The sequence below is a fragment of the Plesiomonas sp. genome (genome assembly GCF_051650925.1).
Classification (GTDB): Bacteria; Pseudomonadota; Gammaproteobacteria; order Enterobacterales; family CAMTGL01; genus Plesiomonas.
The window spans coordinates 1-2,613 of record NZ_JBOFRH010000143.1 but is presented as its reverse complement, the minus strand read 5'-3'; the positions used below and the strand labels follow the sequence as shown (position 1 = coordinate 2,613).

Sequence of the window (2,613 nt, the reverse complement as noted above, 5' to 3'; positions counted from 1 at the left end):
AAAAAGTTTTTTCGCTAAAAATAATTACTTTAGGGCGTGAAATATTTAATTTGTGAAGTTTGAAGGCTTTTAGAGCGGCTGTTTGGACCCAAACTGAGATGTGATCAAGCTAAAAGAAATGCGAACTGGTGATTTGTCGGCTTATTTTAATATGACAGCCGTCAAACAATATCGACATTTATTTTTCTATTATGTCACTAAATTACAAACAGAGTTCTTGGTAATAACTGTAATAATAAAAACCTCTTAGTAACATACTCACTCAGGAGCACATACTCACATGATAAAGGATGCATTCGCTGGCCTACAAAAGGTAGGTAAAGCACTGATGCTGCCAGTATCGGTTCTGCCGGTTGCTGGTATTTTGCTCGGTGTCGGTGCCGCTAACTTCAGCTGGCTGCCGGAAATTGTCTCTAACATTATGGAGCAGGCTGGTGGTTCCGTATTCGGCCAGATGCCTCTTCTGTTCGCCATCGGTGTAGCTCTGGGCTTTACCAATAACGATGGTGTTGCTGCGCTGGCGGCGACCGTCGGTTACGGCGTAATGGCTGCAACACTGACCGTAATGGCTGGTGTGATGGGCGTTGAGAAGATCGATACCGGGGTTCTCGGTGGTATTCTCGCCGGTGCCCTAGCAGGCTATATGTTTAACCGCTTCTACCGCATTCAGTTGCCAGATTATCTGGGCTTCTTTGCGGGTAAGCGCTTCGTACCTATCATCACTGCGTTTACCTGTATCGTACTGGGTGTAGTGCTGTCAGTGGTATGGCCTCCAATCGGTGCCGGTATCCAAGCGTTCTCTAACTGGGCTGTGCACCAGAACCCAGCGATGGCGTTCGGTATCTACGGCGTGGTTGAGCGTTCTCTGATCCCATTCGGTCTGCACCACATCTGGAACGTACCGTTCTTCTATCAAGCCGGTGAAGCTTGTGTGGTGAACAGTAAGGTTGTGGCAGCGATTACCTCTGAGCCTGCGTGTCTGGCAGAAGGTGGTAAGTGGATCACTGGTGAAATTCAGCGCTACCTGATGGGTGACCCAACTGCAGGTAACATGGCTGGTGGCTACATGTTCAAAATGTGGGGCCTGCCTGCTGCTGCTATCGCTATGTGGCACACTGCTAAGCCAGAAAACCGCGCTAAGATCGGTGGTATCATGATTTCAGCTGCGCTGACTTCATTCCTGACCGGTATTACCGAACCAATCGAATTTGCGTTCATGTTCGTAGCGCCAGTGCTGTATATCATCCACGCACTGCTGGCTGGCTCTGCATACGTCCTGCTGATCCTGCTGGGCATGAAGCACGGTATGACTTTCTCCCACGGTGCGATCGACTTCGGTCTGTTCTATCACCTGTCTACTAATGGCTGGATGTTCTTCATCGTTGGTCCTATCTATGCTGCGATTTACTACATCGTATTCCGTGTAGCTATCGTTAAGCTGGATCTGAAAACGCCTGGTCGTGAAGACGAAACTGCTGATGCAAACGAAGCTTCTGGCTCCGAAATGGCGAAAGCACTGGTTGAAGCCTTTGGTGGTAAAGAAAACATCACTAGCTTGGATGCCTGTATCACACGTCTGCGTGTGGGTGTGGCAGATGTATCCAAGGTTGACCAAGCTGGTCTGAAGAAACTGGGTGCTGCGGGCGTGGTTGTTGCCGGCTCTGGTGTGCAGGCTATCTTCGGTACTAAGTCTGACAACCTGAAAACTGATATGGACATCTACATGCGTGGTAACTAATTACCCGCAGTGATGTGCTATCACGTAAGTGAAAGAAAAAGGAGCCTAAGGGCTCCTTTTTTGTTTTTGCTGTTTTTTTATGATGAGGGATGAGAAACAAAAAAATCCCCTGCAAGCAGGGGATTGAAGATTAGAGTGTCACGAGCGAAAAGCGATTAGCCACGATTATTAACCACGGTTAAAGCGCAGACGCTGTCCTGGGCGTGCGGTAGTGTGAGCCGCATTGCGGAACACCACTTCGCCGTTAACCAATGTGGTATCAATACGCGCAGGGAAAGTATGGCCTTCAAACGGAGACCAGCCGCACTGATAAAACAAATTTTCTTTGTTGACGGTAAATGGTGAGTCCAGATCAACCAAGGTTAAATCCGCCCAGTAACCCTCACGTAGATAGCCGCGATCTTGCAGTTGGAAACGTTCGGCCACGGCATGACTGGTTTTTTGCACCAGCAATTCCAGTGACAACGCGCCTTGACGATGCAAGTCAAACAGTGCCAGCAACGGATGTTGTACTAACGGCAGACCCGATGGCGCGCCAAAGTATGTATTTTGCTTTTCATCCCAAGTATGAGGCGCGTGGTCGGTGGCGATAATATCAATCACGCCATTACGCACCGCTTCTTGCAATGCCAGCTGGTCTTCCACGCTTTTAATCGCGGGATTGCACTTAATCAAGTGGCCTAAGCGGTCATAATCGTTTTCGTTATAGAACAGGTGGTGTACGCAGGCTTCGGCGGTGATTTGCTTTTTCCGCAGATCTTCCAGTGTTGGCGCGGCGTCAAACAGCGCCAGCTCTTCTTTGGTGGTGATGTGCAAAACGTGTAGACGTGTACCATGCTTTTTCGCCAGCTCAACAGCCAGACGTGATGACTTCA

Annotated in this window: 2 protein-coding genes; one reads left to right on the top strand and one right to left on the bottom strand. The window is 49.0% G+C overall.

What is annotated here, in order from left to right; genetic code table 11:
- Positions 1–280: 280 nt before the first annotated feature.
- The gene (ptsG, locus tag ACRC27_RS03150; RefSeq protein WP_010863885.1) at positions 281–1,738 is read left to right on the top strand and encodes a PTS glucose transporter subunit IIBC; all 1,458 of its coding nucleotides are present in this window, start codon (positions 281–283) and stop codon (positions 1,736–1,738) included.
- A gap of 168 nt (positions 1,739–1,906) precedes the next feature.
- Here ptsG and ACRC27_RS03145 read toward each other — a convergent pair.
- Positions 1,907–2,613, bottom strand: a 707-nt coding sequence (locus ACRC27_RS03145; protein ID WP_438639179.1) for an amidohydrolase family protein, incomplete at its 5' end; no start/stop codon positions are given.